The sequence below is a fragment of the Acetatifactor sp. genome, from assembly GCF_982438285.1.
On sequence record NZ_CEWDFQ010000012.1, the window covers coordinates 1 to 20,828 of the forward strand.

The 20,828-nt window shown below is 51.0% G+C and carries 18 protein-coding genes; all 18 read right to left on the reverse strand.

Annotated features, from left to right (window positions below):
• Window positions 1-715, reverse strand: a 715-nt coding sequence (gene mutL, locus AC1WIP_RS01265; protein WP_481140105.1) for a DNA mismatch repair endonuclease MutL, incomplete at its 3' end; no start/stop codon positions are given.
• A 42-nt stretch (window positions 716-757) separates the two neighbouring features.
• Window positions 758-3,409, reverse strand: coding sequence for a DNA mismatch repair protein MutS (gene mutS / locus AC1WIP_RS01270; RefSeq protein ID WP_481140122.1), 2,652 nt, complete (start codon window positions 3,407-3,409; stop codon window positions 758-760).
• Between the two features lie 139 nt (window positions 3,410-3,548).
• On the reverse strand, window positions 3,549-4,994 hold the full coding sequence (gene miaB, locus AC1WIP_RS01275) for a tRNA (N6-isopentenyl adenosine(37)-C2)-methylthiotransferase MiaB (RefSeq protein WP_481140106.1): 1,446 nt from the start codon (window positions 4,992-4,994) through the stop codon (window positions 3,549-3,551).
• On the reverse strand, window positions 4,991-6,229 hold the full coding sequence (gene pepT / locus AC1WIP_RS01280) for a peptidase T (RefSeq protein ID WP_481140107.1): 1,239 nt from the start codon (window positions 6,227-6,229) through the stop codon (window positions 4,991-4,993). Before pepT ends, miaB begins: the two co-directional genes overlap by 4 nt.
• A 126-nt stretch (window positions 6,230-6,355) precedes the next feature.
• A complete protein-coding gene (locus AC1WIP_RS01285; protein WP_481140108.1) occupies window positions 6,356-7,747 on the reverse strand; it encodes an alanine/glycine:cation symporter family protein in 1,392 nt (463 codons plus the stop codon).
• 64 nt (window positions 7,748-7,811) lie between these two features.
• Window positions 7,812-8,642, reverse strand: coding sequence for a hypothetical protein (locus tag AC1WIP_RS01290; protein ID WP_481140109.1), 831 nt, complete (start codon window positions 8,640-8,642; stop codon window positions 7,812-7,814).
• A gap of 186 nt (window positions 8,643-8,828) precedes the next feature.
• Window positions 8,829-11,525, reverse strand: a complete 2,697-nt coding sequence (gene fdhF, locus AC1WIP_RS01295; protein ID WP_481140110.1) for a formate dehydrogenase subunit alpha — start codon at window positions 11,523-11,525, stop codon at window positions 8,829-8,831.
• Window positions 11,525-13,360 (reverse strand): NAD(P)-binding protein, encoded by a 1,836-nt coding sequence (locus AC1WIP_RS01300; protein WP_481140111.1) that lies wholly within the window; start codon window positions 13,358-13,360, stop codon window positions 11,525-11,527. The genes fdhF and AC1WIP_RS01300 overlap by 1 nt, the downstream gene beginning before the upstream one ends.
• Window positions 13,329-14,108, reverse strand: coding sequence for a formate dehydrogenase accessory sulfurtransferase FdhD (locus AC1WIP_RS01305; RefSeq protein ID WP_481140112.1), 780 nt, complete (start codon window positions 14,106-14,108; stop codon window positions 13,329-13,331). The genes AC1WIP_RS01300 and AC1WIP_RS01305 overlap by 32 nt, the downstream gene beginning before the upstream one ends.
• Window positions 14,109-14,259: 151 nt before the next feature.
• Complete coding sequence (locus AC1WIP_RS01310) at window positions 14,260-14,799, reverse strand: MogA/MoaB family molybdenum cofactor biosynthesis protein (RefSeq protein WP_481140113.1); 540 nt, start codon at window positions 14,797-14,799, stop codon at window positions 14,260-14,262.
• Window positions 14,732-15,217, reverse strand: coding sequence for an MOSC domain-containing protein (locus AC1WIP_RS01315; RefSeq protein ID WP_481140114.1), 486 nt, complete (start codon window positions 15,215-15,217; stop codon window positions 14,732-14,734). The genes AC1WIP_RS01310 and AC1WIP_RS01315 overlap by 68 nt, the downstream gene beginning before the upstream one ends.
• Window positions 15,218-15,220: 3 nt before the next feature.
• Window positions 15,221-16,216 (reverse strand): GTP 3',8-cyclase MoaA, encoded by a 996-nt coding sequence (gene moaA / locus AC1WIP_RS01320; protein WP_481140115.1) that lies wholly within the window; start codon window positions 16,214-16,216, stop codon window positions 15,221-15,223.
• Between the two features lie 24 nt (window positions 16,217-16,240).
• Complete coding sequence (locus tag AC1WIP_RS01325) at window positions 16,241-17,329, reverse strand: sulfate/molybdate ABC transporter ATP-binding protein (RefSeq protein ID WP_481140116.1); 1,089 nt, start codon at window positions 17,327-17,329, stop codon at window positions 16,241-16,243.
• Window positions 17,329-17,997, reverse strand: coding sequence for a molybdate ABC transporter permease subunit (gene modB / locus AC1WIP_RS01330; protein ID WP_481140117.1), 669 nt, complete (start codon window positions 17,995-17,997; stop codon window positions 17,329-17,331). The genes AC1WIP_RS01325 and modB overlap by 1 nt, the downstream gene beginning before the upstream one ends.
• 9 nt (window positions 17,998-18,006) lie before the next feature.
• Complete coding sequence (gene modA, locus AC1WIP_RS01335) at window positions 18,007-18,816, reverse strand: molybdate ABC transporter substrate-binding protein (protein ID WP_481140118.1); 810 nt, start codon at window positions 18,814-18,816, stop codon at window positions 18,007-18,009.
• A gap of 16 nt (window positions 18,817-18,832) precedes the next feature.
• On the reverse strand, window positions 18,833-19,318 hold the full coding sequence (gene moaC / locus AC1WIP_RS01340) for a cyclic pyranopterin monophosphate synthase MoaC (protein ID WP_481140119.1): 486 nt from the start codon (window positions 19,316-19,318) through the stop codon (window positions 18,833-18,835).
• 161 nt (window positions 19,319-19,479) lie between these two features.
• Window positions 19,480-20,508, reverse strand: a complete 1,029-nt coding sequence (locus tag AC1WIP_RS01345) for a molybdopterin-binding protein (RefSeq protein WP_481140120.1) — start codon at window positions 20,506-20,508, stop codon at window positions 19,480-19,482.
• Window positions 20,509-20,828, reverse strand: a 320-nt coding sequence (locus AC1WIP_RS01350; protein ID WP_481140121.1) for a molybdopterin-guanine dinucleotide biosynthesis protein B, incomplete at its 5' end; no start/stop codon positions are given.

Consider the following 20,828-nt stretch of genomic DNA (forward strand, 5'->3'; position numbering starts at 1 on the left):
CTCCCAGATAACCCTGAATGCGTATATTCTCCCGCTCCCACTGTATGGGCACAAGTGACGCCGCAGTCTCTCTGCCGTAAAGCCGGTAAATTACCTCTCTTAAATCTCCGTTTCCTGAGGTGTGGAATCTGGTCTGGTTCCCCAGCACAAACTTAAAGGAAATATCCGGCCTGGACAAAGCAAGGTGCTCCATAAGGTCTGAAATATATCCCCCCTCGGTAACGGGCGTTTTCAAAAATTTCCGCCGCACCGGCGTGTTGAAAAAGAGGTTCCGCACCAGGACGGTGGTTCCTTCCGGTGCGCCCACCTCCCCAAATTCTATTTCTCTTGCGCCCTCTAGCACAATCCTTCCTCCGGTCAGGCCTCCTGCTGTTTTAGAGATTACCTCCACCTTAGACACCGCCGCAATGCTGGAGAGGGCCTCTCCACGAAACCCAAGGCTTAAGATATGCGTCAAATCCTCCGCATTTTCGATCTTGCTGGTGGCATGGCGCAGAAAGGCTGTCCGCAGCTGTCCGGCCTCCATGCCTTCTCCGTTGTCGGTGACCCGGATCAATGCAATGCCCCCCTCCTTTGCCTCCACGGTGATGGCTGTTGCATTGGCGTCGATGGCGTTTTCCACAAGCTCCTTTACCACGCTTGCAGGCCGCTCCACCACCTCTCCGGCCGCAATTTTATCAATGGTCTCCGAATCCAGTACATGTATCTGTGCCATAATTTCCTCATTTCTGTGCCTTCTCTGGCATCTTTTCCCGGACTATTTCTGTTCTCTGCCGCCCCAGCGGTTTTTCAGCTTATTCTGCAGCCTATAGAGCGTATTTAAGGCGTCTAAGGGCGTCAGGGTGGTAACCTCGATATCCATCAGCTCCTTTAGAACATCCTCATCTGTAACCGTGTCAAACAAGGACATCTGAGCCAGATCAACCTCATCGTATTTGGGCTGCTTTTTGGCCTTTGCGTCCGCCCTTGTGTCCACGGCGATATTCTGGACCTTTGCGGTAATATCGTTGTCGCTTAACTGCTCCACGATCTCCTTTGCCCTGTCAATGACCATGTCCGGCACTCCCGCCAGCTTTGCCACCTGAATGCCATAGCTTTTATCCGCGCCCCCCTTCACAATCTTTCGAAGGAACACAATCTCATCCCCCCGTTCCTTCACCGCAATGCAGTAATTGTTCACATTGCTCATTTTCCCCTCCAGCTCCGTCAGCTCATGATAATGGGTGGCAAACAAGGTCTTTGCTCCCAAAAGCTTTCGGTTGCTGATATGCTCTATCACAGCCCAGGCAATGCTCAGCCCGTCAAAGGTGGAGGTGCCCCTGCCGATCTCATCGAGAATCAAAAGGCTGTGGGAGGTTGCGTTCCTCAAAATATTTGCCACCTCGTTCATCTCCACCATAAAGGTGGACTGACCGCTGGCCAGGTCATCGGAAGCCCCCACCCGGGTAAAAATCCGGTCCACTATGCCGATATTAGCCGACTTTGCCGGCACAAAGCATCCGATCTGCGCCATAAGCACAATCAGCGCCGTCTGGCGCATATAGGTGGATTTTCCCGCCATATTGGGGCCTGTAATGATGCTGATACAGTGAGAGGCATTGTCCAGATAGGTGTCGTTTGCGATAAACATATCATGGGTGATCATCTGTTCCACCACCGGATGCCTGCCGTCCTTTATATCTATCACGCCCCTTTCGTTCAGCTTCGGGCGCACATAGCGATTGCGCTCCGCCACCAGGGAAAGGGAAGTAAACACATCCAAAAGAGCCACAGCCTTTGCCGTTTTCTGGATACGGTCTATCTCCATGGCGATGGAATCCCTGATCCTGCAGAACAGATCATATTCCAGGGTCTGCAGCTTGTCCTCCGCATTTAAAATGGTATCCTCCAGCTCCTTTAACCTGGGCGTTGTATAACGCTCTGCATTGGCAAGGGTCTGTTTGCGCACATAGTCAGAGGGCACCAGCTCTTTATAGGAATTGGTAACCTCAAAATAATAGCCGAACACCTTGTTATATTTGATCTTTAAATTCTTAATGCCGGTCCGCTCCCTGTCCTCCTCCTCCAAAAGGGCAAGCCATTTCTTTCCGTCATGCTTGGCGCTCCTTAACATATCGATGGTCTCGTCAAAGCCATCCTTTAAGATGCCGCCCTCCCTGATGGTGATTGGGGGTTCCTCCTCAATGGCATTTAAGATCAGCTGATAAATATCCTCAAGGCCTTCCAAATCATTATAAATGCCCCTTAAGGCTTCCTTTTCAAAGCCCTTTAGAACCGTTTTGATATGAGGAAGCATCTCAAGGGAATTGCGAAAGGCAATCAAATCCCTTGGGTTTGCCGTCTTATAGATCACCTTGCTCAAAAGCCGCTCCAGATCATAGATGGGGCTTAAATATTCTCTCAGCTCGTCCCGGGATACACTGTCTTTATTCAATTCCTCTATGGCGTCCAGGCGCATCTCCATCTCTTCTTTGTCGATGAGAGGCTGCTCCAGCATGCTTCTGAGCTTTCTGCCGCCCATGGCAGTTTTCGTCTTATCCAAAACCCACAAAAGAGACCCTCTTTTTTGTTTCTCCCTGAGGGTTTCCGTAAGCTCAAGATTTCGCCTGGTGGAGCTGTCAAGGAGCATAAATTTATTGGTAAGATACGGATAAATATGGGTAAAATGCTCCAGGGGGGTTTTCTGAGTCTCGTAAAGATACTGCAAAAGAGCGCCCGCCGCAATCACCCCAACCGGAAACTCCTCCACACCAAGCCCCATCAGCGTGTTCACCTTAAAATGCTTCAACAGGGCTTTTTTACAGCTCTCATCGTCAAACAGATGGGCCTCCAGCACATTCACGGAAATATGGTATCTTCCCTTCAAATCGTCAATATCCATGCCGCTGACCAAAAAAGCGTCATTACAGATAATTTCCGAGGGCTGATACTTCATCATTTCATCCTGAAGCTTCCTTAGATCCTCCACCTCCGTCAGATAATAATCCCCTGTGGTCACATCCGCCACAGAAATGCCTATCTTCGTGGGCGTGTAGGTTACACACATCAAATAATTATTTTTGGATTCCTCAAGGGCCTGCATATTCAAATTGGTTCCGGGAGTGACAATCCTGACCACATCTCTTTTCACAAGCCCCTTGGCCAGCTTAGGGTCCTCCATCTGCTCACAGATGGCCACCTTGTAGCCCTTGTTGACCAATTTAGTCAAATATCCTTCCACCGCATGATAAGGAACCCCGCACATGGGAGCCCGCTCCTTAAGTCCGCAGTTTTTTCCTGTCAGCGTGATTTCCAGCTCCTTGGACGCGGTGAGCGCATCCTCGAAAAACATTTCATAAAAATCACCCAGACGGTAAAAAAGGATACAGTCCGGGTACTGCTTCTTCGTCTCCAGGTACTGCTGCATCATGGGTGTCAATTCTGATTCCTGCAAAATGGTTTACTCCTGTTCTTTTGCCTTGTTTCTTCCGTAAAGAAGCGGATGCACAAAGGTTTGCGCATCCGCTATTATCTTACCACAAAATGTTGTAATTGTAAATCTTGGTACTTTATTCTTCCACCATGCGTCCCGTATAGTAAAAGCCATGACAGACATCCAGGGAAACCCTTGCAAGCTTCCCAATCAGAGAAATATTCCCCGGGAAATGCACCAGCATATTGTTGGAAAGCCTTCCTGTCAAAAGTCTGGGATCATTTTCATTTCTCTCCTCCACAAGAACCTCCATGATCTGTCCCTGGAAACGGCCCGCCTGTTCCCTTGCAGTATCCTGTACTGCTTTGAGCACCCTGTCGAAGGCTTCCTTCACCTGGCTTTCAGGCACCTGGTTTTCCATGGACGCCGCCGGGGTTCCCGTCCGCCTGGAATAGATAAAGGTAAAGGCGTTATCGAATTTCACCTTTCTTATCACATCTATGGTTTCCTCCACATCCTCAAAGGTCTCCCCAGGGAAGCCCACGATAATATCCGTGGTGATGGAGATATCCGGTATCTCTCTTTTGATGCGAAGGGCCAGCTCAAGGTACTGCTCCTTGGTATAACGGCGGTTCATGGCCTTCAAAATCCTGGTGGAGCCGGACTGCAGGGGCAGATGCAGATGGCGGCAGATTTTTTTTGATTCCTTCATCACCTGGATCAGCTCCGGAGATAAATCCTTTGGGTGTGAGGTCATAAAGCGGATCCGCTGTAACCCTTCTATTTTCTCCACCTGGGTAAGCAGCTGTGCAAAGGTGACGGGACTTTCCAGATTTTTCCCGTAGGAATTTACATTCTGTCCAAGCAGCATAACTTCCGTCACCCCGTCCGATACAAGTCCCTCAATTTCCCGTATAATATCCTCGGGGTTTCTGCTTCTCTCCCGCCCCCTCACATAGGGGACAATACAGTAGCTGCAGAAATTATTGCAGCCGAACATAATATTGATTCCCGATTTAAAGGGATATTTCCTTTCCACGGGCAGGTCCTCCACGATCCGGTCCGTGTCCTTCCAGATGTCTATGATCATGCCCTCTCTCTCAAAGGACGCCGTAAGCAGCTCCGCAAATTTGTAGATATTATGAGTGCCGAAAATCAAATCCACAAAGCCATAGCTTTTCTTCAGCTTTTCAATCACAGAGGGCTCCTGCATCATACAGCCGCACAGGGCAATTTTCATGCCGGGATTTTTCTTCTTATAGCCGTTTAACACCCCAAGCCTGCCGTACACCCTCTGATTGGCATTATCCCGCACTGTACAGGTGTTAAAAATTACGAAATCTGCATTTTCCTCCTGGGTCATTTCGTAGCCCGCCGCCTTTAGGATGCCTGCCAGCTTTTCCGAATCCCTGGCGTTCATCTGGCAGCCGAAGGTGGTAACGCAGCACAGGGGCTTTCTTCCAAGCCGCTTCTCCAGTGCTTTTACATGCTCTCTGGCCCTTGCCATAAAATAATACTGTCTTTCCGGCTCCGTCACCGGTGCCTGGGCGGTCGTATCTATCTTTTCCAAATCTGTATTCATCCTTCATACCCCGCATATTTTTCCGCAATCCGGATCAAAAGCTTTGTCACCGCCTCCATGGACTGAACGCAGGCATATTCATATTTCCCATGGAAATTTTCCCCTCCTGTGCACAGATTGGGACAGGGAAGCCCCATAAAGGAAAGCCTTGCGCCATCCGTGCCTCCCCTGATGGGAGAAATCTTAGGCTCTATGCCAAACTCCTCCATGGCAGACGCTGCGTTTTCCACCAGGTGCATATGATCCTTCAATACCTCGCTCATGTTGTAGTAGGAGTCCCTCATATCCACCTTCACGGTGCCTTGTCCATATTTTTGATTTAAAAAATCCCTGCAACGAAGAAAGGTTTCCTTCTTCTGTTCAAACAGCGCCCTGTCGTGGTCGCGGATGATATAATCCGCCGTGACCTCCTCCACATTTCCGGAAATGCTGTCCAGATGGAAAAATCCTTCATACCTTTCCGTGTACATGGGGTTTTCAAAGACCGGCAGAAGACTCTGGAATTCCTGCGCAATCAAAATGGCGTTTTTCATCTTTCCCTTGGCGGAGCCGGGATGGACGCTTCTCCCATACACATGCAGAACCGCTCCTGCAGCATTAAAGCTTTCATATTCCAGCTCCCCCAGGGCGCCGCCGTCCACCGTATAGGCAAAATCAGCTCCAAAAAGCTTCACGTCAAAGTATTCCGCTCCGTCTCCCACCTCTTCATCCGGGGTAAAGCCGATCCTTATCTTCCCATGTCTGCACTGAGGGTTCTTCAGCAGGTAATCCGCCATGGCCATGATCTCCGCGACCCCCGCCTTGTCGTCCGCTCCAAGCAGGGTGGTTCCGTCCGTCACGATCAAATCCTGCCCCTGATACCCTGACAGCTCAGGAAAATCAGCCGCTCTCATCACGATGCCTTCCTTCTCGTTTAACACAATATCGCCGCCGTCATAGCGCTCCACAATCCTGGGTGAGACCCCAGCCCCCGTCACCGCAGGAGAAGTGTCCATATGAGCAATAAAGCCCAGTACCGGCCCCTTCTCGCAGCCACAGGAGGCAGGAATTGTGGCGTACACATAACAGTGCTTTCTGTCGTAGGTGATATCGCAGGCTCCCATAGCGGTAAGCTCCTTCACAAGCATTCCTGCCAGATCATGCTGCTTCATCGTGCTGGGGATTGTATCCGAATTTTCCTGGGACTGGGTATCCACCGTCACATACCGCAAAAAATTTTCAATGGTTTTTGTCATAATCATCCTCACATTTCAATCTACAATTTCATGCAGACTTTATCATAACACGAGTTTTACAATATCTCAACTCTTTTAAGCCCGGCAGGCATGGAAGCTGTGGAGCTTCGATCTCTCCGAAGGCCCTCAGGGCTTGCCGGCGGCTTTCAGCTCCCTGCAGGCTTTCCCGGAAAGGGCCAGCACACAGATCAAATTCGGCAATGCCATAAGGGCGTTGCAGATATCCGAAAAATCCCAGACCACCTCCAGGGCGCACAGGGCTCCCACATAGGATATAAGTCCGTAAAAAAAGCGGTAAAAAATACAATATCTGGTGTTTCCCGCCAAAAACTCAAAGGCCTTCTCCCCCTGATAGGCCCATCCAACAATGGTGGCAAAGGCAAACAAGGTGATGCAGATGCAGATAAAAAAAGCCCCCCATTTCCCAAAGGTGGTGGCAAAGGCTGCAATGGTCAGTGCCGTTCCCGTAAAGGGCTCCCCCCGTTCATCCACCGCCCCCAAAACCCCGGATGCAGCAAGGGCAAGGCCGGTGACAGCGCAGATCACAATGGTGTCCAGAAAAACCCCTGTCATGCTGATGTATCCCTGCTTTATGTAATCTTTTGTGTCTGCAGCGGCAGCGCTGATTCCTGCGGCTCCCAGGCCAGCCTCATTGGAAAACACCCCTCTGGAAATCCCCCATCGGAATGCCTCCATGGCGGAGACTGTGACGCTGCCAAAGAGTCCTCCGCCCACAGCCTTTGGGCAAAAGGCCCCCTGCAGAATCCCCGCAATTCCACCAGGCACATTTCCTGCATGAAACAGGATCACAGTGAGGGCTCCGGCCATATAAAAGACTCCCATAACGGGAACTAATACCTGGGTCACCCGGGAAATCGTGCGTATCCCGCCAAGCACCGCCAGAATGGTCAATATGCTAATTGCAAGCCCGGTTTTCGCCTCAGGTACGCCAAAGGTGACCTTTATTGCAGAAGCAATGGAATTGGACTGCGTCATATTTCCCATGCCAAAGGAGGCAAGCACGGCAAATACAGCAAACAGCATCCCCAAAACAGCAAAAAATCTGCTCCCCGGAAAAGCGTTTTTCATGGTATACATAGGGCCTCCCACATACTCCCCGGACTGATTTTTTTCCCTGTATTTTACTGCCAGCATACTCTCCACAAGCTTTGTGGCCATTCCCGCCACGCTGGAAAGCATCATCCAAAAAAGGGCTCCCGGGCCGCCCAGAACCATGGCTGTGGCCACACCCACAATATTTCCCGTGCCGATGGTGGCCGCAAGCTCCGTCATGAGAGAAGAAAAGGAGGATATCCCCGCCTCCCTGCCTTCTTCCTTTTTCTGCTCAGAAGCCTTGTCGCGCCCTATGGCGCAGAGCAGGGCAGCTTTTAAATTACGCAGAGGCAATCCCCCCAGCCTTATCATAAGATAACAGCCCGTACCCAAAAGAAGCGCCAGCATCCCGGGCCCCCACACAATCTGATCTAACTGTTTTATGATTTTTTCCGCTCTCTCCAAACAAAAACCTCCCGCACATCCTATCTAAGTATATCTGTGCGGGAGGCAGATTATGTTATCCGTTTTACGATCCGCTTTCGGCAAGCTCCGGGATCAGCTCTGCTATTTCGCTGATTTCAAAGGACATGGAGGTAGGTCCCTCCTTTTCTTCCTTTCCGCTGATACACAGGCTCAGGGAAGTAAAATCATAAGGAAGCAGTATTTTGACAGAGAAGAAATCCAATTCCCCATCCTCCCCTGTGTAAGAATCCTCGAGAATCATCTCCAGCCCATTCTCCGGGTCTATGCCGTAATAGTAAGCAAAAATATAACCCAGATCATAGATGTTTGCATATGCTGCAGCAAGATCGTTTTCCATCCCATAAGCATCCTCTGTCTCTTGCATCAGCCTAAACTGGATGCAATAAATTGTATTTGTCTTTTCATCGAACAAAACCTTCACCTGGGAACCATCAGATATCTGAAGCTCACAATAATAGGTGCTCAGGGCAATCCCTTTATTCAAATCCTCATGACAGATCAAATACCGCTTCATCTGTATGATATCATAACTGAAATAGACAGGAAGTACTCCCAAATCCTGTAAAATCCAAATGATATCCTGCTCCAGCGCAGCGCCTGCCACCATATAGCTTTCCTGATCTGCCAAAAGCTCCGTGCCTGATACAAAAAAGGAATCTACATTTTCCGCAAAGCTTTCCAACCTTTTGTCCACGGACATTTCGTAATCCATATTCAGATTTTCCACCGCAAGACCAGTCCTCTCCTCAGACCAGGTCCTCCCCATCCGGTAGGCATCCTCTATCTGAAAGACAAGCTGTGGAAGAAAGCAGGCGGCCGCTATCAGAAGCAAAAGAGACAGTGTGCAGACGCCATAGACAACGGGCTTTTTCATTATGCTCCTTTCCGCCATTTTAAAGCAAGTAATTGCAAAACGAGCTGGCAAAGTCACGAAGCTGGTCATAATAACCAAAAACGGGTTCCGAAGCAGTGGCTAGTCACCCTTATTTTGGTTATTACGCCCAGCTTTTGATGCCAGGAATCGAGTTTCGCAATTACTTCATTATAAAGCCTCAGCTCATTATGAAACAGGTATTTTTTCTATCTTAACGGCGCACACCTTATATTCAGGAATTCTTGCAAATTTATCCAGCGCCGCGTTTGTGAGCACATTGGCGTTCCCGTCAGGGAAGTGAAAGGGCATCCATGTTTCCCCTGGGGAAACCTTTTCCCCCACCCTGGCAGTGGTCTCTATGGTTCCCCTTCTGGAGGAAACCCTTATTTTTTCCTGATCGGCAATCCCCAGCCTTGCAGCGTCCTGCGTGTTCACCTCGATAAAGGAATGTCCCTCTCTCTCCATCAGGCCCGGGGTCCTTCCGGTCATGGCCCTTGTGTTGTAGTGATAGAGGATACGTCCCGTCATGAGAATAAAGGGATACTGCTCATCAGGCAGCTCGACGCTTGGGGTGTACTGCGCCGGGTAAAACCAGCCAAGCCCTCTTGCAAATTTTCCCACATGAAGAATGGGCGTACCAGGATGCTTCTTGTCCGGGCAGGGCCACTGGAGAGATTCTCCCCTGTCGAGACGCCTGTGGCTGATTCCTCCAAAGGACGGTGTCACAGAAGCGATCTCATCCATGATCTCCTCAGCGGTAAGTTTGGGCTGTGGATAGCCCATGCGGTTCATCAGATCAATAAAGATATCCGTATCCAGCCGCATTTCTCCCTCCAGGGTAACCGCCTTTCTCACTCTCTGAACACGACGCTCCGTATTGGAGAAGGTTCCTTCCTTTTCCGCATAGCTTGTGCCCGGCAGAATCACATCCGCATACTGGGCGGTCTCCGTCATAAACAGGTCGTCCAGCACCAGAAAATCCAGACTTTCCAGAGCCTTCCTCACATGGTTCTGATCCGCATCCGTCACAATCGGGTCTTCGCCGAAAATAAACAGTCCCCTGATTTCCTTTCGGATGGCCGCGCCGAACACATCTGTGGCGTGCACGCCGGGCTTTCTGTTCAAGGTTACGCCCCAGGCCTTCTCAAATTTTTCTATCACTCCGGGAGCTGTCACTTTCTGATATCCGGGGAAGTCTCCGGGCATTGCCCCCATATCGCAGGCTCCCTGTACATTATTCTGTCCTCTTAAAGGATTCACGCCGCAGCCGGAGCGTCCGATCTTGCCAACCAGCATAGCCATGTTTGACATGGACATAACGCCCTCTGTTCCTGTGGAATGCTCCGTGACTCCCAGGCAGTATATAATAGGCGCCTTCCTTGCCTTTGCATACATCAGGGCCGCTTCCCGCAGGTGATCGCTGTCAATATGGCAGATCTTTGCCACTCTCTCAGGCGTATATTCCTTGACAATCTCCTTAAGCTCCTCAAAGCCCTCCGTTCTGGTGCGGATAAATTCCTCATCTGCAAGGCCCTCATTGATGATTACGTTCATCATGCCGTTGGCAAAGGCCACATTGGTGCCGGGCTTCAGCTTCAGATGAATGTCCGCCCATTTGGAAAGACCGATGTCCCTTGGATCTACCACGATCAATCTGGTGCCCCTCTCAACGGCCTGCCGTATCTGCATGCCGATGACAGGATGGGCCTCCTCAGGATTAGAGCCCACCAGCATAATCACATCCACATCCTGGGTAATATCGCTGATGGGATTGGTCATCGCCCCGGATCCCAGGGTCATGGCCAGACCTGAAACAGACGCAGAGTGGCACACCCTTGCACAGTTGTCCACGTTGTTGGTGCCGAATGCGCAGCGCACCATTTTCTGCAGCATATAGCAGTCCTCATTGGGAGACCTGGAGCAGGCAAAGCCCGCCAATGCGTCAGGCCCGTACTTCTTTTTGATCTCCAGAAATTTGGAGGCGATCAGGTCCAGGGCCTCATCCCAGGTGGCTCTCTCAAACTTCCCGGTCTCATGATTCTTAATGAGAGGGTATTTGAGCCTGTCGGGAGAATGCACAAAATTAAAAGAACCAAATCTGCCCTTCACACACAAAAGCCCCTTGTTTGAGGGACCCTCTGCCGGTTCCACATCCACAATCTCATTGTCCTTTACCAGAAGATAAAACTGGCATCCCGTGGCACAGTGGGGGCAGGTGGTCAGCACCTTTTTCACCTTGCTGATCTGATATTTTTTGTGGTTCTTTGCCACCAGCGCCCCTGTGGGACACACATTGGCGCAGTTGCCGCAGGATTCGCACAGGCTGGTTTTCCAGTCCGGCCCGAAAGGCGCATCAATTAAGGTTCTGGTTCCGATCTTGATATTGTGCAGCGCACCGTTTCCCGCCACCTTATTACAGGTGCTTACACACCGCTGGCAGTTGATGCAAAGATCGGGATAATAAGTTAAGAAGGGATTTTCCTTCTTGGCTTCCAGCTTCACCGCATTGCTCTCATAGCAGGATTTTGTGATCTCATATTCATTGGAGAGGTCCTGTAAGAGGCACTCGCCGGATTTTGAACAGGAAAAGCACCTCACATCATGGTTGGCAAGCAGCAGATTCAACACCTGCTTTCTGCTGTTTACCACCCTCTCGCTTTTGGTATGTACCACCATGCCCTCAGAAACTCTGGTGTTGCAGGAGGTCACAAGCTGCTTTTTGCCCTCCACCTCAACCACGCACATTTTGCAGGCTCCCACCTCGTTTACATCCTTTAAATAGCACAAGGTAGGAATCTTGATATCAGCCTTTTGTGCGGCCTCCAAAATCGTAAGCTTGGGGTCCACGGATAAGACCACTCCATCTATGGTAATCTGCACCATTATACTCTGCCTCCTTCCACTACGCCGCAGCCGAAATGATCACATCTGAGACATTTGCTGCACTCCTGCATGGCCTCGTCGTAGGACATGCCGTTTTCAATGGGCTCAAAATTCTTTTTCCGCTCTCTTGCGGAACGGTCCGTCAGATGCACCCGCCCGATATGGGTTCTTTCGTTCTCTCTGGGAGCGGGAATTTCTATGGCGTCGTTAAATTTGTGATGATATCCCAGGTATTCGTCTATATTCAAAGCGGCGATTTTGCCGGCCCCGATTGCCTTAATTACCGTGGCGGGACCAAAAACGCAGTCTCCTCCGGCAAAAATTTTCTCATAATCCTTCAATCTGGTATCCGGGGTGGTCTCGAAGGTTTTCCTTCTGGGATTCACATTATATTTTTCAAAAGGAGCTGAAACAATATCCTGCCCGATGGCCATCAGCACCACCTCACAGGGAACCTCGATCTCCTCCTTGTTTGCGCTGACCGCCGTGGGCTGCCCGTTTTTGCCGTACACACTGATGATCTGGGGCTGTGCCACAAAGGCTTTTACATTTCCCGCTTCATCCGCATGAATTCTTACCGGCGCATTCAAGGTCAAAAGCTCTACGCCCTCCTCTATGGCTCCCTGGATTTCCGAGGGCAGCGCCGTCATATCCACCTGGCGCCTTCTGTAAATCACCGTCACCTCTTTGGCATTGCACCTGACAGCGGAGCGGGCGCAGTCCATGGCCACGTTTCCGCCGCCTACCACAACCACACGTTTTCCGGTGTAATCCGGCAGATTGCCCCTTCCGATCTCACTTAGCATGCTCACCGCGGAATAGACGCCATTGCTTTCGATTCCCGAGATATGTACAGTTTTCCCCACCTGTGCGCCGATGGCGATATACACCGCATCATACGCCTCTAAAAGCTCCTCCATAGTCACATCTCTGCCCACCGCAGTCTGATATCTCACCTCAATGTTTCCCGTAGAGAGGACAGCGTTGATATCCTCATCCAATCTGTTCTTGGGAAGCCTGTAGTTTGGAATCCCGTAGCGCAGCATGCCGCCCAGCTTTTCCCGTTCCTCAAAAACCACCACCTTATGCCCCATAAGAGACAGAAAATATGCGGTGGTAAGGCCTGAAGGACCGCCGCCTACAATGGCAACCTTCTTTCCGGTGGAAACATTGCATTCCGGAACCTTCACCTGATCTGCAGGAATCTGATCCACCGCAAATTTTTTGAGGCCTCTGATGTTTACCGGGCTGTCGATCAAATCTCTTCTGCACTTTTCTTCACAGGGATGCTCGCAGATAAAGGCGCAGGCCGTTGGGAAAGGATTGTCCTGTCTGATCAGATTGATGGCGTCTGCATAGCGGTGTTCTCCGATCAAAGCAATATAGCCGGGAATATCCACATGAGCCGGACAATAGGAAATACAGGGAACCTTCTGCCCGATCTCCTCCTGGCATCTGTGATTTTCTATGTGGCTCATATATTCATCATGAAACAGCTCCACGCTCTGCAGTACAATATTTGCCGCCTCGTAACCGATGGCGCAGTCTGCGGTATCCTGTATCATCTGGGCAAGAGCCACCATTTGGTCAAAGGTTTCTCGATCCGCCCTTCCGTCCAGAATATCCCGCATCATGTTCTCCACCTGCTCCAGACCATCCCGGCAGGGAACACATTTGCCGCAGGTCTGGGTCCTTGCGCTCTCTAAGAAGGAAAGCTGCACGGAAATGGGGCATACCCCCGGGGGGCAGGCCTTTACTCGCTTTACATATTTGTCCAGAAATTTGGTAACCTTTTCATTTACTTCATTTGAAGAAATCACGTTTTTCGTCTGCATGAAAAACCTCCCTTTCCTTGCCTGTCACTCTATACGCATTGCTGTAAATATTCATTCTGCTTCCTCTTGCAAAGCCGATCAGCGTTATGCCTGCAGCCTGTGCCAGCCGTACACTGTCATAGGTTGGGGCAGAGACACTGACCGCCATCTTAACCCCGGCTGACATAAGTTTTTTTACCATATCCGAAGGCCCCCTTCCTGATAAAAGCACAACGCCATCCGACAAATCAACATCCTGTACGAGGGCAAGCCCAATGAGCTTATCCAGCGCGTTATGCCGTCCGATATCCTCCGCATACAGCGCATACTGGAATTCCTGCCTTCTGCCCTTTTGCTTCCTTGGAAGAAAGGCGGCGCTGTGCACATTTCCCGTCTGCAAAAACAGCTCTGATCTCTTGGAAAAGCTCTCCATAGCCTGGCAGATCCATTCTGTCTCCACGGCAAAGTCCTGTGCGCGGCCAAAGGGCGCCTCCAAAGCTCCCTCTCCCAAAAAACGGATTTTTGTATGGCCCGGGGCCACACTTTCCAACAGATATCTTTCTTTTCCCAAATTTCTTCCAAAGGCAGAAAATACATATCCCACCGCCAGTTCCCGAAGCAGAAGCTCCGTGCAGAAAAAGGGGATTTTTTCTCCTCCATATTCCAGAGAAAGCGCATGCTCCAAAAGCAGCTCATCCTCTGCCCTTTTGATGGCTTCCCCCTGAACCTTCACAATCTCCTGACACATGGTAACCCTGTTTTGTATCATTTTTATTTCCTTTGACCGCTTTTGCGGCACACTTAGATAATTTTTTCACATTTTCCAAATATAACAATATGCCAGACCCGAAAGTCTGGCATATCCCTCGCCTAAGTTATTGTACTTTATTTTTCATCAATTGACAAGAAAGAATAATTTTTTAACAAAGTTTTTCCGTTTTTCCGCACTCCCCATCCAGCCCCTTCATAATCAAAATGCCATGTTCCAGGCTGGGAAGGATATATTCCAGGCACTCCCGCACCGCCTTGGGACTTCCGGGCAGATTTATGATCAGGGTCTGCCCCCGCATCACGCTCACCCCACGGCTGAGCATAGCCCTTGGGGTGATGGAAAGGCTGTGCACCCTGATGGCCTCGGCAATTCCCGGCACATTTCTGTGAGCCGCCCGCAATGTGGCCTCCGGCGTCCGATCCCGCTTGGAAAGTCCCGTTCCTCCGGTGGTAAAAATCACGTCCACCGCCTCCTCATCCGCAAGCCTGACCATTTCCCGATACAAAAGCTCCTCATCATCGGGCAAAAGCACTCTATGTTCCACCTGATACCCCCGTTTTGTGAGCATTTCGGAAACGGCTGGACCGCTTAAGTCCTCCCTTTCCCCCGCCGCTCCCTTATCACTGGCCGTGATCACCGCAGCTTTCAGCTTCTCCCGCTTCTCCTGATTCTCTTTCTTCTCTGACATACAACTCATCTCCTGTCTGTATGGTTCCTCCGTGGAGCACTCTGGCAAAAACGCCCTCTCTTGGCATGATACAGTCACCCACCTGTTTGAAAATCTCGCACTCCGAGTGGCATTTCTTGCCGATCTGTGTCAGCTCAAGCACCACATCATTGCATGTAAATATGGTTCCCACCGGAAAGCTTTTAAAATCAAAGCCCTCCACCAGAAGGTTTTCCCCAAAGGCGCCGTCCTCCACCCGGGCTCCTCTTGCCCGGAATGCCTCCACCGCCTCATAGGACAAAAGGCTCACCTGCCTGTGCCATTTGCCTCCGTGGGCGTCGTTCTCCAGCCCAAAATCCTCCAGGAAATTACATTTTCCCACATTTCTCTTTGCCGTTCCTTTTTTCTCACTGATACATACAGCCCTTACCCTGCCCATCCTTCATCCTCCGATCTGATTCATATTTCTTTCTTCCACGGCTTCCCTTTCTGAAGGCATTTCTTCGCCCGGACTCTCAAAATGGTGGGCGGCGGGCTTATTCTTCACCGCCTCTAAAATTGCCTCTTCGATTTGTGCATCCTCTGTCTGCCCGTCCCGCAGATATTTCCGCAGATCTATGCCGCTTTCATAATGCAGGCAGAGCTTAAACCTCCCCTCCGCCGTAATACGCACTCTGCTGCAGCTTTTGCAGAATTTATGGGAAATGGGGCTGATAAAGCCGATTCTTCCCTGAAAGCCCGGGAAGCGGTAATAACAGGCCGGGCCGCCGCCCGGGGATGCCGGCGCCTCCTTTGGCTCTCCGAAAAAGGCGGAAAAGTCCTTAAGCAGCTCCCCGGAAGGAATTCCATGAAATTGTTTTCCGCAGCCAATGGGCATGAGCTCAATAAACCGTACGTCCACCGGCTGATCTTGTGCAATGGCCGCCACCCTTCTAAGCTCTCCCTCATTCAATTCCCTGCAGGGCACACAGTTTATTTTTACGCCAAAGCCCACAGAAAGGGCAGCTAAAAGTCCCTCCTTTACCTCCCCAAGCGCATTCCGGCCCGTAACGGCGGCAAAGACCAGAGGATCCAGCGCATCCAGGCTGATATTGACCCGGTCAAGACCTGCCCTTTTTAGTTTCCCCGCCAGAGGAGCCAAAAGGGTTGCGTTGGTGGTCATGGCAATCTCCTCTATTCCAGGTATGGCATGAATCTGCTCAATAAGGCTGCAGACGTCCTTGCGCACCAGGGGCTCTCCGCCGGTGATGCGCACCTTTCTGATGCCAAGCCGGGCCATGATTTTGCAGACTCTTGTGATCTCCTCAAAGGAAAGAATATCCTCATGGCGCAGAGATGTGACGCCCTCAGAGGGCATACAGTATCTGCACCGCAGATTACATTTGTCCGTCACGGATATTCTGAGATAATCAATTACTCTTCCGATGTTGTCCGTCATCCTTTAACCTATGCCTTTCTGCGCCTACTGCCAAAGCAGCATCAGCTTTTCTCCGGGAATTTTCAGATACAGCTTTTTGTCCCCCTCTTCCAGGGAAACTCCAGCCCCCTGCTCCTTCATTTTTTGATAGTCCCCCTTTGGAAGCTCATATCGCAGATGAGTCCAGTCGCCCTCCTCTTGATTTCCCTTTTGCCGGAACAAAAGAATCATGGAAAAGGTATCCTCTATCACCCGTTCCACCTGACAGTCAAACACTGCCTCCGGTTCCGGCTTTGAAACCCACTCGAAGAAATGGGCCCGCACAGCGGCGTATTTCGGCGGCTCCTTTTCCTCCTCCAGACTAAGCCATATTCCCCAGTCCACAGCCCAGTACCGGCCTTCGCCCTCCCGCTTTAAGCGCGTTATATTTTTGCAGCCGGTCAAAAGCGCGGCGGCCAGTGTCTTGGGGCTGTCAAAAAGCTGCTTCTTTTCCTGTACGTCCAAAAGCTGCCCCTGCTCCATCACCGCAATTTTGTCCGTGAGCCGGTATACCTCGTTCCGGTCATGGGATACAAAGAGAACTGTTTTTTGGTAGGCTTCCATAACCTTTAAGATTTCCTGCTCCAGCTGCCATTTCAGATAACTGTCCAGAGCGGAAAAGGGCTCGTCCAGCATAATAATGTCAGGCTGGGCAGCCAGCATCCTGGCTAACGCCGCCCGCTGCTTCTGCCCTCCTGAAAGCTGCCAGGGATACAGATTTTCCAATCCCTCCAGATAAAACCGGCGGATGTATTCCCTTACGGCCTCCTCCCTCCTGCGCCCCTTTTCCTTCATGCCGGAGAGAATATTCTTGCGCACCGTCATATTGGGAAAAAGCGCATAGTCCTGAAACAGATAGCCTACATTTCTTTTCCGCACCGGCATATTGATATGCTCCTTAGAGTCAAACAAAACCCGGCCGTCCAGCACAATCCGTCCTTTGTCCGGCGTCTCGATGCCGGCGATACATTTTAACGTCATGCTCTTTCCGCAGCCCGACGCTCCCAGTATGGCAAAGGTTTCCGTACCCGCTTCAAACTTTGCCTTCAGGGAGAAATCGCCCAGCTTTTTCTCAATATCCACATACAGCGCCATTACCCGGACCTCCTTTTTGACTTTCGGTGATCCGTCAGATAATTCATGAGCAGAATCGTCACAAAGGACATAGCCATGATAACCGCCGTCCAGCGGCAGGCTAACGCTCTGTTTCCTGACTGCACCGCCGTGTAGATAGCCACCGACATGGTCTGGGTCTTTCCCGGTATGTTCCCCGCAAGCATTATGGTTGCCCCAAATTCTCCCAGCGCACGTGCAAAGGCCAGTATGGTTCCCGCCATGATTCCCGGCCAGGATGCAGGCAGCATCACTCTGAGAAAAATCCGAAGCTCGCTCATTCCCAGGGTCCTTGCGGCGTGAATGAGATTTTCGTCCACCTGTTCAAGGGCTCCCCTGGCAGTGCGGTACATAATGGGAAAGGATACCACCATGGAAGCCACAGCTGCCCCCTGCCAGGTAAAGATAACACCCATCCCAAGAGCGTCCAGAAGCTTTCCAAAAAGGCTGTTCTTCCCAAACAAAAGAAGCAGAAAAAAGCCGACTACAGTGGGCGGAAGCACCATGGGAAGGGAAAAAAGCCCATCCAAAAGGGACTTCCCCCTTTTCATGGGGGCTATCAGCCAGGCGGCCAAAAGCCCCAGAAAAAAGGTCAGCAAGGTGGCGCAGCAGGCCGCCTTGAGAGAAATGATAAAAGGTGAAAAATCCATCCCGGCCACCTACTGCACCGTGGCAAAGCCATAGGACTCGAAAAGGGCGCTGATCTCATCTGTTTTCAGGTAATCCATAAATTCCTGGGCCGCTTCCTTCTGCTCGGAGGCCTTTACAATGCCCATGGGATAGATAATGGGAGTACAGGAGCCCTCCGGCGCCTGGCACACCACTGTAATGGAGTCAGAGGAAATGGCGTCCGTGGCGTAAACCACGCCGCAGTCCACCTCTCCCGTTTCCACCCAGGAAAGCACATTTCTCACATCCGTTCCGTAATTGGCCTTGGCTTTTACCTCATCCAGGATTCCAAGAGAGGTGAAAATTTCCTCCGCATACTGTCCCGCCGGAACGCTTCCAGGCTCGCCCAGTCCGATCATGCCCACCTTGTCCGTAGCCGCATCCTCAAAGCTTTCAATTCCCGCCGTGCTTGTCTTTGGTACAATCAATACCACCTTGTTCTCCAAAAGATCCTGAATGGAATCCGATTCCATCAGCCCCTCCTCATTCAGGGCGTCCATCTGCTTCTGTGCTGCTGAAATAAAAATATCCGCAGGCGCTCCCTCTTCGATCTGCGTCTGCAGAGCGCCGGAGCCCCCATAGGAAAAATTCAGGGTGACATTTTCATGCTCCGCCTCATACATGGTCTTGATCTCATTGCATACATCCGTCAGGCTTGCAGCCGCAAGCACGGTAAGCTCCACATTCTCCTGTGCGTCTGCGCGCTGTGCAGCTTCCTCCTGTGCTCCTGCGCAGCCGGTGGCAAGCAGCATACAGCCTGCAAGCAAAAGCATCACAATTTTATGCCCTGTTCTTTTCATATCATATCTCCTCTTCTTAAAAGGGAGAAGGCCTCAAGTAGTGTCCGCTCTTTCCGCCCGCCTTTTCCAGCAGATGAATCTTCTCAATTTCCATCCCCCGGTCCATGGCCTTGCACATATCATAAATCGTAAGCAAGGCGGCGCTTACGCCGGTCAGGGCCTCCATTTCAACACCCGTGCGCCCCGACAGCCTTGCCGTGCAGACAGCTTCCACGCTGAGGGTCTCCTCCTCAAGTGTAAAATCAACGGTTACTTTCGTCAGAGGAAGCGGATGGCACAAAGGGATGATATCCCAGGTCTTTTTTGCAGCCATAATTCCGGCAATTCTGGCTGTTCCCAGAACATCGCCTTTTTTAGCCGTTCCATTCTTTATGGCCTCAAAAACCTCCCTGCTTACCCGTATGCTTCCACAGGCCGCAGCCATTCTGTCCGTCACCGGCTTTTCCGTCACATCCACCATAACAGCGTTTCCTTTTTCATCAAAATGGGTTAATCCGCTCATCCTTCCTCCTTTTTTAACTCAGGTAATTGCAAAACTCAATCCTTAGTATCAGAAACTGGGCGTAATAACCAAAATAAGGGTGACGAGCCACTGCTTCGGAACCCGTTTTTGGTTATTATGACCAGGTTCGTGACTTTGTCAGCGAGTTTCGCAAACGCCTATTATTTCCCAAAGCCGCAGCTGGGGAAGGTGCACCCCCTGCACCCAAGGCAGAGGCCGCCCTCCCCATATGTGCTCAAGTCCTCTTTTTCCAGAATTTCCCCCGCCAGCACTCTGGGAAGCACTAAATCAAAAATTGTTCTCCCGGCATACATTACACAGCCGGGAAGTCCCATCACGGGAATCTGTTCCTTTCCGGTCTCATAATAGGCTAACAGAAACATGGCTCCGGGCAGCACAGGCGCACCGTAGGACACAATGCGCGCTTTTGTCCGGCGGATAGCTCCCGGCGTTTTATCATCCGGATCTACGCTCATTCCGCCCGTACAGAGCACAAGCTCCGCCCCCTGTCCGATAAAGTCTGCAATGGTATCCGAGATAGCCTCCCCATCGTCCCCGGGGTAAGCCTGCCACAGCACCGAGACGCCGTACTCTGCAAGCTTTTTTTTCACCACCGGTCCAAAGGAGTCCTCAACCAGCCCTTTTTTTACTTCGCTTCCTGTAACGATCAGTCCAGCCTTTTTTCTTGTAAAGGGCAGCAGCGAAAACAGCGGTTTTTCTCCCGCCGCCTCTTTTGCAGCCTCCATTTTCTCCTGCTCTATCACCAGAGGAATGATTCTTGTGGCCGCCAGCTTGTCCCCCGCCTTTACGGGGAAGTTTCCGTGCCTGGAGGCAATCATCATCTCTCCCAAGGCGTTGACCGCATTCAGCCTTTTCGTATCCACCTTGAAAAGTCCGTCCATCTCTGACCTTATCTCAATTTTTCCCTCCTTGGGCTCGCCTGCCTGCATATGATCGCCCATGCAGATATCACGCAATATTTCCGCCGCTTCATCCTCGTGCAGGATACCCTCCTTTTTCTCCCACACATAAAGATTCTCTTTTCCCATGGAAAGCAGCACAGGAATATCCTGGGCAGTCACCACATGTCCCTTTCGGAACACTGCATCCTTTATCACTCCCGGGATAATCTGCGTCATGTCATGGCACAGCACATGTCCCACGGCATCTTCTGTTTTAATCAATTTCATTTACATCCGCTCCAATCCAAAATAATCGCAAATGCTTTTGAAAATGGACCGTATATCGTTTAAGTCATGTACCGGACACTCCGCCCTGGTATCCTCCCAGGCATCCGTTGCAATACAGATCAGGGTATCCACGCTGCAGGCAGGCTCTAAGGACGCCTCACGCCTGCGCACCTCCACCTTGGGCAGGCTGCAGCTTTTTTCTCCCTCCACTATGATAATATCGCCCTCTCCCTGGGCCAGGGCCAGCATATCCACAAGGGTCTTTGCGCCGGCATAATTTACGGCATATCCCTCATCAGAAAAAATAGCGCTCATTCTGG